Genomic DNA, 13,955 nt, shown 5'->3' on the forward strand with positions numbered 1-13,955 from the left:
AGCTTTTGGGGCGGCGTCAACCGCTCATTCATCCAAATGTCGCATTCTTGGCAAAACCCGCTAGGTCATGACCCCGCTTGATCGCGTACTCCGCTTGGCGAGGGCGGGCCCGCGCGATAGAAGCGGCAGGATTGATTTAGTGTATTGCACGGCTAAAACGGTTGTGCGACAGGGATGGGCCATGATGACGATCAGCAATGATTCCTCGAATTTCGACGCGATGCGCCACGCGATGGTGGTGAGCCAGCTGCGCACCACGGCGGTCAGCGACCAGCGCGTCGTCGCCGCGATGGCCCGCGTGCCGCGCGAAACCTTCGTGCCCGAGGCGCTTCGCGCGGTGGCTTACCGTGACGGGACGCTCGATCTGGGCCAGGGGCGCGCGATCAACCTGCCGATGGCGACCGGCCGCCTGCTGACCGAGGCCTATCTGGAGGCGGGCGACCGCGTGCTGCTGATCGGCGCGGCGACCGGCTATACCGCCACGCTGCTGGCCGAGATCGTGGCCGAGGTGGTCGCGGTCGAGGAACAGGGTGATCTGGTCGCCGCCGCGCGCACCGCGCTGGCCGGGCAGGGCAAGGTCACGCTGGTCGAGGGATCGCTCAAGGCCGGTCATGCCGCCGGTGCGCCCTATGACGTGCTGATCGTCGACGGCGCGGTCGAGGAACTGCCCGCCGCCCTGGTCGAGCAGGTCAAGGTCGATGGCCGCATCGTCACGGGCCTGGTCGAAAACGGCGTCACCCGTCTGGCCAGCGGTCGCCGGACCGAGGGCGGCCACGGCGTGCGCCCCTTCGCGGATGCCGAATGCACCATCCTGCCGGGCTTTGCCCGTCCCCGCGCCTTCCAATTCTGAGTGTCTATGCGCCCGTATCTTAACCTTGGCCTGACCTCTGGTGTCCTGATCGGGGCGGCGCTGCTCGGCAGCACCGCTTCGGCGGAGACGTTGCGCGAGGCGATGCTACGGGCGTATCAAAGCAATCCGACGATCACCGGCCAGCGCGCGGCGCAGCGGGCGACGGATGAGAATGTCCCGATCGCACGGGCCAGCGGACTGCCCTCGCTCCAGTCGACCGGGCAGATCACCGACAATATCGTGGTCGCCAACAACAACTTCCTGAACCCCGAACGGACGGCGACCGGCGCGGTGCAGCTGTCGGTGCCGCTCTATCAGGGCGGGGCGGTCAAGAATGCGGTGCGCGCGGCCGAGACGCGGGTGGATGCGGGCCGGGCGCAGCTGCGCGGGGTCGAGGCCAATCTGTTCACCAATGTGGTGGGCGCCTATATGAACGTCATCCGGGACGAGGCGATCGTCAACCTCAACACCCGGAACGTCAATGTGCTGGAAACGAACCTGCGCGCCTCGCGCGACCGGTTCCAGGTCGGCGACCTGACCCGCACCGACGTCGCCCAGTCCGAGGCGCGTCTGGCGCAGGCTCGCGCGCAGCTGCAATCGGCGCAGGCCAATCTGATCTCCAGCCGCGAGAATTACATCAACATCGTCGGGGTCGAGCCGGTCGGGCTGGAACAGCCGCCCGCGCTGCCCAGCCTGCCCGCCTCGCCCAATGCGGCGGTCGGCATCGCGCTCGACCAGAATCCGCAGCTGATCGCGGCGCGTCGCAGCGCGGATGCCACCCGCTATGACATCGACGTCGCGCGCGCCAACCGGCTGCCCCGCGTGTCGGCGGTGTCGAGCGGCAACTACTTCAACTATCTGGGCTCGCTGAACGTCGCCACCGTGCCGTCCTCGGGCGTCAACGCGACGGTCGGCCTGCAGTTGTCCATGCCTTTGTTCCAGGGCGGCCGCCCGGCGGCGCAGGTCCGTCAGGCCGAGGCGCTGCGCGGGCAGGCGCTGGAGAATGCGACCGCGACCGAGCGGCAGGTCGTCGCGCAGGTCCGCTCCGCCTATGCCGTGTGGCAATCCTCGCAGGAGGTGATCCTGTCGGCCGAATCGGCGGTGCGCGCCAACTCGCTGTCGCTGGAGGGCGTGCGCGCCGAGAACAGCGTGGGTACCCGCACCGTGCTCGACATCCTGAATGCCGAGCAGGAACTGCTGAACAGCCAGGTGACGCTCGTCACCGCGCGCCGCGATGCCTATGTCGCCGGTTTCGCGCTGATCGCCGCGATGGGCAATGCCGAGGCGCGCGACCTGGGGCTGGACGGCGGGGCGCTCTACGACCCGGTCGCCAACTACAAGCGGGTGCGCAACAAGATCAACGACTGGGGCGGCGATGGCGAGCCCGCGCCGGTGGCCTCGACCACCGCCGGAACGCCCGCGCAGACGGCGGTGATCACCCGTCCGCTCGACCCCGACGTCAACGCCCCTGTTGACAGAAGCCCCGCATTAACCACAGGTGCATCGGCACCAAGCCGGCAATAAGGTCGGCTGCGGCCTTTGGGGGCCTTGGGGGGCTGAAATGGGGTTTGCGGTCATGGGTGATATCAGCGCCGAACCGTCGATGGAGGAGATCCTCTCCTCGATCAAACGCATCATCGCCGAAGAAGGGGAGGCCCCGACGCGCCAGCGTCGCCCTGCGCGCCCCGTGCCGTCACCGGCCGTCGAGGAGGATTCGCCCGAGGTCCTCGAACTCAGCGACCCGATGCCGCTGCGCATGAAGGTGGAGGCCGCCGCCGCGCGCGCCGCCGAATCGACGTTGCGCGCCGAACTCGCCCCCCGTCCCGCGCCCGAACCGGCGGCGGCCAAGCCCGAGCCGGTCGCCCCCGCTCCCGCACCCGCAGCCCCCGTGGCGGCACAGAACGGGATCGAGGCGGATGACGGTGAGGAAGCGATCGTCAGCCCTCGCGCGGCGGAGGCCAGCCGTGGTTCCCTGGAGGCGCTCAGCCGTATGATGGTCAAGCCCGAACCGAGCAGCGACGGCACCCTCGAGGGGCTGGTCCGCGACATGTTGCGCCCGATGCTGCGCGACTGGCTCGACGCGAACCTGCCCGAGATGGTCGAGGCGATGGTCGCGCGTGAGATTGCCCGGATCACCCGCGAAGGGCGCTGAGCCACGCAATTCCCGTCGATTTCCGCCCGTGCCGTTGTGCGGGCGGAACCCGCGTGACCTGACCGGGTTCGATGCGCATGGCCCCGAGAGACGAGACGCCCGAGATGGAAAAATCGCCGCGCTCGCTCGTGTCGTCACCACCCATCTCGGACGCGCGGCAGCCGCATACGGGCCAGTCGGACATTTTCTTCGCGGCCGTCAAGACGACGCGCATGCCGATGATCGTCACCGATCCGCGCCAGCCCGACAACCCGATCGTCTTCTGCAACGAAGCCTTCAGCTTCATGACCGGTTACTCCGAGGATGAGATCCTCGGCACCAATTGTCGTTTCCTGCAGGGGCCGGAAACCGACCGCGACGTGGTGGCGCAGGTCCGAGCGGCGGTCGAACGCCGCGATGAGATCGCGGTCGAACTGCTGAATTATCGCAAGAACGGCTCGACCTTCTGGAACGCGCTGTTCGTCTCGCCGGTCTATGACGATGCGGGCGAGCTGGTCTATTTCTTCAGCAGCCAACTCGACATCTCGCGCCGTCGTGAGGCCGAGGATGCCTTGCACGAGGCGCAGAAGATGGAAGCGGTCGGCAAGTTGACCGGCGGCATCGCGCATGACTTCAACAATTTGCTGCAAGTCATTCTGGGATATGCCGATATTCTGGAGGCCCGCGTCGATCAGGGCGACCGCAGCGGGCGGCGCGCGGTCGAGGCGATCGCGGCGGCGGCGGCACGCGGCGCGACGCTGACCCAGCAGTTGCTCGCCTTTGCCCGCAAGCAGGAGCTGCGCGACCGGCTGCTCAACTTCAACCAGCTGATCGAGGATTTCCGGCCGATCATCAACCGCACAGCGGGCGAGGGGCTGGCGGTCCGCCAGAAGCTGGAGGAAAATCTCTGGAATTGCCGGATCGATCCGGTCCAGGCGGAAATGGCGCTGATCAATATCGTGACCAATGCGCGCGAGGCGATCGCGCGCAACCAGGGTCATGGCGAGATCATGCTGTCCACCCGCAACATGATCCAGTCCGCCGATCAGCCCGAGGGGCCGGCCAATCTGGAACCCGGCGAATATGTTATGGTCCGCATCGGCGACAATGGCCCCGGCATCGATCCGGCCATCGCCGACAAGATCTTCGATCCCTTCTTCACTACCAAGGAGATGGGGAAGGGGGCCGGGTTGGGCCTGGCGATGGTCTATGGCTTCATGCGCCAGTCGGGTGGGCTGGCCTCGGTGGAGGCGGGCGAGGAGGGCGGCGCGGTGCTGTCGCTCTATTTCCCGCGCGCGGCGGGCGTGACCGAGCGGCGGCCTTCGCCGACCCAGCCCGCGCGCAGCGGCGGGATCGAACGCGTCCTGATGGTCGAGGATCAGGAGGATGTCGGCGATCTGGGCAAGTCGATGCTCGAGGATCTGGGCTATGACGTGGTCCTGACCCGCAGCGCGCGCGAGGCGCTCGACCATCTGGCCGAGGATAGCGACTTTTCGCTACTGTTCACCGATATCCTCATGCCTGGCGGGATGAACGGGGTGGCGTTGGCGCAGGCGGTGCGGCGCGATTATCCGCGCCTGTCGGTGCTCTTGACCACGGGCTTTGCCGACGAGGCGATCGACGAGGGCGCGCGCTCCTATGAGCTGATCCGCAAGCCTTATCGCCGCGCCGAACTCAACGAGCGGATCCGCGCGGTGCTCGACCGGCCTGGCGCGCGGACCTGATAGCATCTGGCGTCCCAGCCTCAGGCTGATTAAGGCAGCGTCATGACTGAGCTGCCCAAGACGTTCGACCCCGCCGCAATCGAAGCCCGCTGGTATGGCCATTGGGAGGAAAAGGGCCTGTTCCGCCCCGACCGCCCGAATGCCGAGCCATGGACGATCGTCAACCCGCCGCCCAACGTCACCGGCAACCTGCATATCGGCCATGCGCTCGACAACACGTTGCAGGACATCCTCGTCCGCCATGCCCGGCTGAAGGGCAAGGACGCGCTGTGGGTGGTCGGCACCGACCATGCGGGCATCGCGACCCAGATGGTCGTCGAGCGCCAGATGAACGCGAAGGGGCAGAAGCGCACCGACTTCACCCGCGACCAGTTCCTCGAAAAGGTCTGGACGTGGAAGGCGGAGAGCGGAGGCCAGATCACCGGCCAGCTGCGCCGCCTGGGCTGCTCGATGGACTGGGCCAATGAGCGCTTCACCATGGACGAGGGCTTCAGCAAGGCGGTGCTGAAGGTCTTTGTCGATCTGTACCGTCAGGGCCTGCTCTACCGCGACAAGCGACTGGTCAACTGGGACGCCGGGCTCGGCACCGCGATCAGCGACCTGGAGGTCGAGACGCGCGAAGTGAAGGGCAGCTTCTGGCGCCTGCGCTATCCGCTCGCCGACGGTTCGGGCTTTATCGAGGTCGCGACGACCCGGCCAGAGACGATGCTTGCCGATATGGCGGTCGCGGTGCACCCGGACGATGCGCGCTACACCGCGCTGATCGGCAAGCAGGTCCGCCTGCCGATCACCGGTCGCCTGATCCCGATCGTCGCCGACGAACATGCCGACCCCGAACTGGGATCGGGCGCGGTCAAGATCACGCCGGGCCATGACTTCAACGATTTCGAGGTCGGCCGCCGCGCCGGTATCGAAGCGCGTGACATGCTCAACATGCTCGATGCCAAGGCGTGCATCGTCCAGACGGCGGACGGCCTGATCCCCGACGCGTTCCTGGGCCTGTCGACCGCCGAGGCGCGCAAGGCCGTCGTCGCGCGGCTGAAGGACGAGGGCGTCCTGATCCCGCATATCGACAAGGACGGCGAGGAGCATGACGCCGAGCCGCGCACGATCCAGACCCCGTTCGGCGACCGCTCCGGCGTCGTGATCGAGCCGTGGCTGACCGACCAATGGTATGTCGATGCCAAGACGCTGGCCCAGCCCGCGATCCAGGCGGTGCGCGGCGGCGATATCAAGATCGTGCCGCAGGCGTGGGAGAAGACCTTCTTCAACTGGATGGAGAATATCCAGCCCTGGTGCGTCAGCCGCCAGCTCTGGTGGGGCCACCAGATCCCGGCCTGGTTCGCCGAGGACGGCCGCGTGTTCGTCGCCGAGAGCGAGGAAGAGGCGCAAGCGGAAGCGGGGGAGGGCGTCACCCTGACCCGCGACCCGGACGTGCTCGACACTTGGTTCTCTTCGGCGCTCTGGCCCTTCGCGACGCTCGGCTGGCCCGATAATGGCGACAAGACGCTGGCGGGGCGTTACCCGAACGACGTCCTGATTTCCGGCTTTGACATCCTGTTCTTCTGGGACGCGCGGATGATGATGCAGGGCCTGCACTTCATGGAAGATGTGCCCTTCAAGACCTTGTATCTTCACGGTCTTGTTCGCGCCGCCGACGGCTCGAAAATGTCGAAGTCGAAGGGCAACACGGTCGATCCGCTGGGCCTGATCGACCAGTACGGTGCCGACGCGCTGCGCTTCTTCATGGCGGCGATGGAGAGCCAGGGCCGCGACATCAAGATGGATGAACGCCGCGTCGAAGGCTATCGCAACTTCGCGACCAAGCTGTGGAATGCGGCGCGCTTCGCCCAGGCCAATGGCATCGGTGCGTCGGCGACGCTGGAGGCGCCGAACGCCACGCTGGCGGTCAACAAGTGGATCATCGCCGAGACGGTGAAGACCGTGCAGGCGGTCGACCTCGCACTGGCCGATTACCGTTTCGACGGCGCGGCGAACGCGATCTACCAGTTCGTGTGGAGCCGTTTCTGCGACTGGTATCTCGAACTCATCAAGCCGGTGCTCCAGGGCGGCGAAGCGGGTGGCGAGGAAACCCGCGCGGTCGCGGGCTGGGTGCTCGACCAGATCCTGGTCCTGCTCCACCCCTTCATGCCGTTCATTACCGAGGAATTGTGGCACGCCATGGGCGCGCGCGATCACGACCTGATCGTGGCGCATTGGCCGATGGCCGATGCCCGCGCGCTCGACCCCGAGGCGGAGCGCGAGATCGACTGGCTGATCCGTCTGGTCAGCGAGATCCGCGCCGCGCGGACCGAACTGAACGTGCCGCCGGGCGCGCGTCTGCCGATGCATGTCCGCGATGCGAATGAGGCGACGACGGCGCGGCTGGTCCGCCAGGCCTCGGCGCTGGCGCGGTTGGCGCGCGTCGACGCGGCCGATGGCGAAGTGTCGGGCGGTGCGGCGCAGGTGGTGGTGGACGAGGCGACCTTCGTCCTGCCGCTGGAAGGCGTGATCGATCTCGCCGCCGAACGCCAGCGCCTGACCAAGGCGATCGCGGCGGTCGAAAAGGAACGCGACGCGCTGGGCAGTCGGCTGAGCAATGCCAGCTTCGTCGAACGCGCCAAGCCCGAAGCGGTCGAAAAGGCCCGCGCCGACCATACCGACAAGATGGCCGAGGCCGCCCGGTTGCACGCCGCGCTAGGCCGCCTGGGCTGACCGAAAGATCCTCCCCATGCGCAGCATGGGGAGGGGGACCGCGCCCGCAGGGCGTGGTGGAGGGGCAAGGCGCCTCCGTCTCGCCCCTGCGCCGCCGCGACGGTCTCCCTCCCCAGGCATGACCTGGGGAGGATCGGCTCCTACCCCTGTTCCCCCAGCCGCCGCAGCCGCCGGATGCGCGGTTCGCGTTGCAGCTGTGCCTCGCGCCGGATGACCTGGCGCAGTTCGTCGCGCTTCTCATGGATCGATGCGATCACCGGCCCCATCGCGACGCCCAGGTCGACCAGCACCGCCTCCGACAATTGCAGCGAGCTTTCCAGCGTTTCGGGCACCGCCTCGCTGACGCCCGCGCGGTAGAGTTCGGTGGCGTGCGCCATGTCGCGCGCACGGGCGATGATCGGCAGGTCGGGCGTCGCCTTGCGGATGCGCCGTGCCAGCCGCACCGTTAGCACGGGGTCGTCCATCGTCAGGATCAGCGCGCGGGCGGCGGGCAGGTTGAGCCGGTCGACCAGCTCCGCCCGTGCGACGTCGCCGAACAGCACCGGATAGCCTGCACGCCGGGCGTCGCTGACCGAATCGATATCGGCCTCGACCGCGACATAGGATTGGCCATGCACGGTCAGCATATCGGCGATCATCTTGCCGACGCGGCCAAAGCCGATGATGACGGTCCGGCCGCCATCATGCTCCAGTTCGGGCGGGGCGGGGCCATCGGTGCTGCGGGCCTCGATCCGGCGGGAGATGACGCGACCCGCCTTGGCGAGCAGCGGCGTGATGGTCAGCCCGATCGCGGTCACGGTCTGCCAGAAGGCGGCGGTCGAGGGCAGGATCAACTGTGCCTGTGCCGCGGTGCCCAACACGATCAGCGTGGTTTCGGACGGACTGCCCATCAGCAGCCCGGTCTCCGCCGCGACCCCGCGTCGCGCATGGGCGACGCGGAGAAGCAGATAGGTGACAATCGCCTTGACCGCGACGACCCCGATCACCGCGAGCAGCAGCGTATCCCAGTTCCGCGCGATCAGCCGCAGGTCCAGGCTCATGCCGACGGTAATCAGGAACACGCCCAGCGCCAGCCCCTTGAAGGGGGCCGTCATCACCTCGACCTCCGAATGATATTCGGTCTCGGCGATCAGCAGCCCGGCAAGCAGCGCGCCGACGATCGGCGACAGTCCGGCGGCGGTCGTCGCGACGCTCGCGACGATGACGACGAGCAGCGAGGCGGCCAGGAACAGCTCAGGGCTCTTGGTCCGTGCGGCCTGGGCAAACAGGCGCGGCAGCACGAATTTCCCGCCCAGATACATCGCCACCACGGTCAGCCCGCCGCGCAGCGCCACACCTGCAATCCCGACCCATCCCTCGTCGCTTGCGGTCGGTGCCATGGCGCCCAGTGCGAAGATGATCGGCACGAGCGCCAGATCCTCGAACAACAGCATCGCGAACGCCCCGCGACCGACCGGGCTGGTCGTGCCAACCAGCGGCAACACCAAGGCGGTCGAGGAAAGAGTCAGCGCCAGCCCCAGCCCGATCGCCCCGGCCCAGCCCTGTCCCAGCAGGTTCAACGCCGTTCCGATCAGCACCGCCGATCCGAGCAACTCGGCCACGCCGGTTCCGAAGACCAGCCGTCGCATTGCCCAAAGCCTGCGAAAAGATAGTTCCAACCCAATGGAAAACAGCAATAATATGATACCGAACTCGGCAAAGGGCTCGATCGATTCCGGGTTGGAGATGGTCAGATAATAGAGCCACGGTGCTTGGGGCACGAGCGATCCCAACCCGGCGGGGCCGACCAGCAGGCCGACCAGGATGAAGCCGATGACCGGGCTGACCCGGAAACGGGCGAAGGCCGGGATGACGATCCCCGCCGACCCGAGGATGACGAGCGCGTCGGAGAAACCCTGATTGTCGAGCCGTAATGCCATGACGGCAACCTAACCCGGGTTGATCGCGCTTGTCAGGTCGTTAATCGGGCGAAACGGTGATGGGACGATCGGTCCACTGACGGCGGGCGTCTCCCGAGGCTAGGGGGCGGCGATGACCATGGCCTTTCGTTTCGCTTTCCTGCCTCTTTTGTCGATGCTTGCCCTGACGGGATGCGGGGATGGCGACCGCGAGGCGCGGCTGAAAGCGGCGGGTCCGAACCCGTCGCTCGATGCGCTGATGCGGGTGGCCAATGCCGATGCGGGGGCGAAGACGTTCGGCCAGTGCCTGGCCTGCCACACGATCGGCAAGGGCGAACTCGATCGCGGCGGGCCCAATCTCCACGGGATCATGGGCAAGCCGGTGGCGGGCGGCAGCGAACGCTTCGGCTATACTGCGGCGCTGATGCGGGTCGGCGGCCGCTGGGACCGGGCGACGATGGATCGCTGGCTCACCTCGCCGCAACGCTTCGCGCCGGGGACCAGAATGACCTTTGCGGGCCTGCCCGATCCGCTCGCGCGGGCGGATGTGATTGCCTATCTGGAGCGGGAAGGGCGGGAGTAACGGCCGATCTAGGGTCTATCGCCATTCGGCGATGCTCTTCCTTCCCTCGCCCCTCGCAGAGGGGAGAGGGTTGCGCAGACTTGGTCTTTGCGAGAGCAAAGGCCTAGTCGGAGCTGGGTGAGGGGTGGGCGCTCGCTTTGCGAGCGCGCGAGCCTCTGGGCTCGCTCAAACCCTCACCCAAGCTGCGCTAGCCAGCAGGCTGGCAAGCTCCGCTAACCCTCTCCCCTGTCCAGGGGAGAGGGAAGAAGACGCAATCGTGAATGTCGATCGGCCCTAGGCAGCGAGGGCTGGAAGTGCGCTTCGACTTCGCTCGGCGTGAACGGAGGTTCGGTCAAGGGGGTATTCGGTTATATCCCCATTGTTGAGCCTGAGCCTCTGGCTGGCCACGCGGAATAGAATTCGGGGCGAAGACCTGTGACGTTGTTCGCGCAGAGGCGCGGAGGGCGCAGAGAAGATTTTGCTCTCGCCCTCCACTCCGGCCTGCGTCCGGGTGGTAGGAGGTTCGTAGGGGGGGCTTCCTCTCTGCGTCCTCCGCGCCTCTGCGCGAGACAGGATTATCTCTTCGGCCTTCGACTTCACGCGGCTGGGGCGGAACGAAAAAGGGCCCGGAGACAATGCCTCCGAGCCCCTTCTACGCAACAGCCGGCAGGATTACTGCCAGTTGCCCATTTCGGTTTCGAGGTTGACGCGGATCGCCTCGAAGAACTGCTCGGTGGTCATCCAGGGCTGGTCCGGGCCGATCAGGATGGCGAGGTCCTTGGTCATCTGGCCGTTCTCGACGGTCTTGATGCAGACCTTTTCCAGCGTCTCGGCGAAGCGGACGACGTCGGGGGTGTTGTCGAACTTGCCGCGATACTTCAGGCCGCCGGTCCAGGCGAAGATCGACGCAATCGGGTTGGTCGAGGTCGCCTTGCCCTGCTGGTGCTGGCGATAGTGACGGGTCACGGTGCCGTGCGCCGCTTCCGCCTCGATCGTCTTGCCGTCCGGGGTCATCAGCACCGAGGTCATCAGGCCCAGCGAGCCGAAGCCCTGCGCCACCTGGTCCGACTGCACGTCGCCGTCATAGTTCTTGCAGGCCCAGACGAACTCGCCGTGCCACTTCAGCGCCGAGGCGACCATGTCGTCAATCAGGCGGTGCTGATATTCGATGCCCGCCGCCTTGAACTGGTCGGCGAACTCGGTCTCGTACACCTCCTGGAAGATGTCCTTGAAGCGGCCGTCATAGGCCTTCAGGATGGTGTTCTTAGTCGACAGATAGACCGGCCAGCCGCGACCCAGGCCATAGTTCATCGAGGCGCGCGCGAAGTCGCGGATCGATTCGTCCAGATTGTACATGCCCATGGCGACGCCCGAGCTGGGGAAGTTGAACACCTCCTCCTCGATCGTCTCGCCATTCTCGCCTTCCCACTTCATGGTCAGCTTGCCCTTGCCGGGCACCTTGAAGTCGGTCGCCTTATACTGGTCGCCGAAAGCGTGACGGCCGACGACGATCGGGTGGGTCCAGCCGGGGATCAGGCGGGGAACGTTCTTGATGACGATCGGCTCGCGGAAGACCACGCCGCCCAGGATGTTGCGGATCGTGCCGTTGGGCGACTTCCACATCTTCTTCAGGCCGAATTCCTCGACGCGCTGCTCGTCGGGGGTGATGGTCGCGCACTTGATCGCGACGCCGTACTTCTGGGTCGCATGGGCGCTGTCGATCGTCACCTGGTCGCTGGTCGCGTCGCGATTCTGCACCGACAGGTCGTAATAGGCCAGTTCGATGTCGAGATACGGCTTGATCAGGCGTTCGCGAATCCACTCCCAGATGATCCGGGTCATTTCGTCGCCGTCGATCTCCACGACGGGCGTGTTCACCTTGATCTTCGCCATATGCGCATCCTTAGATTTGGCAGGTTTGGCAACGCGTCTAGGGGAGGGGGCGCGGCGGATCAACCACCCTGCGCGATCCGCGAAGGGGCCGGGGCGAACCGAAAAGATTGTGCGATGGCCGGTGGACAGGTAGACAGGCCCGATGCCTTCGCTTGAAAAGCCTCCCATCGCCACCACCACGGTCAAGTGGCGTTTTCCCGCCGTCCATCCCGAAGGGCGCAAATATGTGCTGATCGGGGCGGGCCTGACCCTGCTCGCCACGCTGATCACCAAGGTGCTGTTCTGGCCGTTCGTCGGCCTGTGCATCTGGATCGCCGCGTTCTTCCGCGATCCCGTCCGGACCACGCCGCAGGGCGACGACCTGATCGTCGCGCCCGCCGATGGCTTGGTCACCATGATCCAGCGCGTCGCGATCCCGCGCGAGCTGGTCGGCGAACTGGGCGAGGCGCCGCTGGTCCGCGTGTCGATCTTCATGTCGGTGTTCGACGTGCACATCAACCGCACGCCGATCGCGGGCGTTATCCGCCAGGTCGTCTATATCTCGGGCAAGTTCCTCAACGCCGACCTCGACAAGGCGTCGGACGAGAATGAGCGCCAGCATTTCGTGGTCGAGGGGCGGGACGGTCGCAAGATCGGCTTCACCCAGATCGCCGGCCTCGTCGCGCGTCGCATCGTCGGCTTCGTGAAGCCCGGAGACATGGTCGCCGCCGGACAGCGGGTCGGCCTGATCCGGTTCGGCAGCCGGGTCGACGTGTATCTGCCCGACGACGTCACGCCGCAGGTTTGCCTGGGCCAGCGGTCGGTCGCGGGCGAGACGGTGCTGGGGCGTGTCGGCGGCAAGCCGATGAGCGGCATCGCGCAATAACCGATCCGATGGCCATCTCCCCCCGCTTCGCCCGTCGAGGCCCGCCGCGCGGCCTGCCGCTCCGGGCCATCGCGCCCAATGCCGTCACCGCGCTGGCGCTCTGCTCCGGCCTGACCGGCGTGAAGTTCGCCATTGCGGGATCGTGGGAAGCGGCGGTCACGATGATCATGGTGGCGGCGGCGCTCGATGGCTTGGACGGTCGAATTGCGCGGCTGCTGCGCGGGGAGAGCCGGTTCGGCGCCGAGCTGGACTCGCTCTCGGACGCGATTTCGTTCGGCGTCGCGCCTGCGCTCATCCTCTATCTCTGGTCGCTGCAAAACCTGCCTCGCATCGGCTGGATCTGCGCGCTGCTCCAGGCGGTCTTCTGCGCGCTTCGCCTGGCGCGGTTCAATTCCCAGCTCGACGTGATCGACCAGCCGCGCAAGACGGCGGGTTTCTTCACCGGCGTTCCCGCACCCGCCGGAGCGGGGCTGGCGATGCTGCCTCTCTATCTCTGGTTCTGGACCGGCGAGCCGATCTTCGCCTCGCCATTGCTCGTCGCGCCATGGGTGGCCTTTGTCGCGCTGCTGATGGTGTCCAGCATCGCCACTCTGTCATGGACCTCGTTCCGGTTGCGGCGTCATATCAGGTTCGAGGCACTGGCCATCATCGTCCTGGTCGGCGTGGCGCTGATCTCCGCGCCCTGGCATGCCCTGACGGCGATATGCCTTGCCTATCTGGCGAGCATCCCCTTCACCATGCTCGCCTATGCCCGCATCAAGCGGCCGCGCGGCGGCGCACCAGCGAAGGGGCAGGCGAGTTCGCCGCCCAGCGCCTGACCGCGATCCGCCGCTCGGCCACCACCAGCGTGGCGAGCGGCGTGAAGGCCGGCTCGGCATGTCCGGTCGCCAGATGGAGAATACGCCGCCATTGGGGGGCGACCATCATGACGATGGTGCCGAGCGAGGCGACCAGCGCGCCCATGAAAACCAGAACACTCACCACGATAATCATGATGCCTGCCTCCTGCCGTTCCCATACGGTGCGGCCATTAACCGAACCGTAACCGTTGATTTTTTCGTCCGGTTCCGTCGCCATCGCGGCAACATCAGGGCGAGCCGTGCCAAATCCCCGATGTTGCGAATCCGTGATAAGGCGATCCGTCCCGTTTCCCTGTTGTGGTCATCTTATGTTCCATCGATGTTCCAGAGTCAATCGGCGGCGGAACAAAAGTGAACGCAAAGGGTGGCTTGCCAAGCGGTCGACCATCGTCTAAGGGCGCGCACCTCAACACCGCATGGGAAGCATCATATTTCGGTGCGCATGGGCTTTGCCCGC

The 13,955-nt window shown here is 66.5% G+C and carries 11 protein-coding genes; 8 read left to right on the top strand and 3 right to left on the bottom strand.

The window, feature by feature from the left end; translation table 11 throughout:
• The first annotated feature begins 181 nt into the window (after nt 1-181).
• From QE385_RS00175 to QE385_RS00195, 5 genes are all read left to right on the top strand, one after another.
• Complete coding sequence (locus QE385_RS00175; protein ID WP_307097977.1) at nt 182-850, top strand: protein-L-isoaspartate O-methyltransferase; 669 nt, start codon at nt 182-184, stop codon at nt 848-850.
• 6 nt (nt 851-856) lie between these two features.
• Nucleotides 857-2,374, top strand: coding sequence for a TolC family outer membrane protein (locus tag QE385_RS00180; RefSeq protein ID WP_307097978.1), 1,518 nt, complete (start codon nt 857-859; stop codon nt 2,372-2,374).
• Between the two features lie 52 nt (nt 2,375-2,426).
• Nucleotides 2,427-3,002 (top strand): DUF2497 domain-containing protein, encoded by a 576-nt coding sequence (locus QE385_RS00185; RefSeq protein WP_307097979.1) that lies wholly within the window; start codon nt 2,427-2,429, stop codon nt 3,000-3,002.
• Between the two features lie 104 nt (nt 3,003-3,106).
• The gene (locus tag QE385_RS00190; RefSeq protein WP_307097980.1) at nt 3,107-4,705 is read left to right on the top strand and encodes a histidine kinase famiy protein; all 1,599 of its coding nucleotides are present in this window, start codon (nt 3,107-3,109) and stop codon (nt 4,703-4,705) included.
• Nucleotides 4,706-4,747: 42 nt separating this feature from the next.
• Nucleotides 4,748-7,420 carry a valine--tRNA ligase gene (locus QE385_RS00195; protein WP_307097981.1) on the top strand — a complete coding sequence of 891 codons (2,673 nt, stop codon included), beginning with the start codon at nt 4,748-4,750 and terminating at the stop codon, nt 7,418-7,420.
• Nucleotides 7,421-7,560: 140 nt separating this feature from the next.
• Here QE385_RS00195 and QE385_RS00200 read toward each other — a convergent pair whose 3' ends face one another.
• Nucleotides 7,561-9,339, bottom strand: a complete 1,779-nt coding sequence (locus tag QE385_RS00200; protein ID WP_307097982.1) for a cation:proton antiporter — start codon at nt 9,337-9,339, stop codon at nt 7,561-7,563.
• A gap of 118 nt (nt 9,340-9,457) precedes the next feature.
• On the opposite strand from QE385_RS00200, the gene QE385_RS00205 reads away from it, so the two are divergent.
• Nucleotides 9,458-9,901 (top strand): cytochrome c family protein, encoded by a 444-nt coding sequence (locus QE385_RS00205; protein WP_373424702.1) that lies wholly within the window; start codon nt 9,458-9,460, stop codon nt 9,899-9,901.
• Between the two features lie 651 nt (nt 9,902-10,552).
• Here QE385_RS00205 and QE385_RS00210 read toward each other — a convergent pair.
• A complete protein-coding gene (locus QE385_RS00210) occupies nt 10,553-11,773 on the bottom strand; it encodes an NADP-dependent isocitrate dehydrogenase (RefSeq protein WP_307097984.1) in 1,221 nt (406 codons plus the stop codon).
• A gap of 142 nt (nt 11,774-11,915) precedes the next feature.
• On the opposite strand from QE385_RS00210, the gene QE385_RS00215 reads away from it, so the two are divergent.
• Both QE385_RS00215 and pssA read left to right on the top strand, forming a co-directional pair.
• Nucleotides 11,916-12,638: a phosphatidylserine decarboxylase gene (locus QE385_RS00215; RefSeq protein ID WP_307097985.1), complete on the top strand. Its 723-nt coding sequence runs from the start codon at nt 11,916-11,918 to the stop codon at nt 12,636-12,638.
• An 8-nt stretch (nt 12,639-12,646) separates the two neighbouring features.
• On the top strand, nt 12,647-13,456 hold the full coding sequence (gene pssA, locus QE385_RS00220) for a CDP-diacylglycerol--serine O-phosphatidyltransferase (RefSeq protein ID WP_307097986.1): 810 nt from the start codon (nt 12,647-12,649) through the stop codon (nt 13,454-13,456).
• Here the strand turns inward: pssA and QE385_RS00225 are convergent.
• Complete coding sequence (locus tag QE385_RS00225) at nt 13,395-13,715, bottom strand: hypothetical protein (RefSeq protein ID WP_307097987.1); 321 nt, start codon at nt 13,713-13,715, stop codon at nt 13,395-13,397. The two genes, pssA and QE385_RS00225, sit on opposite strands and share 62 nt — an antisense overlap.
• Between the last annotated feature and the right edge of the window lie 240 nt (nt 13,716-13,955).

Origin of the sequence: Sphingomonas sp. SORGH_AS_0950 (assembly GCF_030818415.1) — a bacterium.
Taxonomy (GTDB): domain Bacteria; phylum Pseudomonadota; class Alphaproteobacteria; order Sphingomonadales; family Sphingomonadaceae; genus Sphingomonas.

What these genes read in the sequence shown, in the direction of transcription:
- pssA (WP_307097986.1), top strand. Translation starts at nt 12,647, where the DNA reads ATGGCCATCTCCCCCCGCTTCGCCCGTCGAGGCCCGCCGCGCGGCCTG.
- QE385_RS00225 (WP_307097987.1), bottom strand. Translation starts at nt 13,715, where the DNA reads ATGGCGACGGAACCGGACGAAAAAATCAACGGTTACGGTTCGGTTAAT.
- QE385_RS00215 (WP_307097985.1), top strand. Translation starts at nt 11,916, where the DNA reads ATGCCTTCGCTTGAAAAGCCTCCCATCGCCACCACCACGGTCAAGTGG.
- QE385_RS00205 (WP_373424702.1), top strand. Translation starts at nt 9,458, where the DNA reads ATGGCCTTTCGTTTCGCTTTCCTGCCTCTTTTGTCGATGCTTGCCCTG.
- QE385_RS00195 (WP_307097981.1), top strand. Translation starts at nt 4,748, where the DNA reads ATGACTGAGCTGCCCAAGACGTTCGACCCCGCCGCAATCGAAGCCCGC.
- QE385_RS00210 (WP_307097984.1), bottom strand. Translation starts at nt 11,773, where the DNA reads ATGGCGAAGATCAAGGTGAACACGCCCGTCGTGGAGATCGACGGCGAC.
- QE385_RS00180 (WP_307097978.1), top strand. Translation starts at nt 857, where the DNA reads ATGCGCCCGTATCTTAACCTTGGCCTGACCTCTGGTGTCCTGATCGGG.
- QE385_RS00185 (WP_307097979.1), top strand. Translation starts at nt 2,427, where the DNA reads ATGGGTGATATCAGCGCCGAACCGTCGATGGAGGAGATCCTCTCCTCG.
- QE385_RS00200 (WP_307097982.1), bottom strand. Translation starts at nt 9,339, where the DNA reads ATGGCATTACGGCTCGACAATCAGGGTTTCTCCGACGCGCTCGTCATC.
- QE385_RS00190 (WP_307097980.1), top strand. Translation starts at nt 3,107, where the DNA reads ATGGAAAAATCGCCGCGCTCGCTCGTGTCGTCACCACCCATCTCGGAC.
- QE385_RS00175 (WP_307097977.1), top strand. Translation starts at nt 182, where the DNA reads ATGATGACGATCAGCAATGATTCCTCGAATTTCGACGCGATGCGCCAC.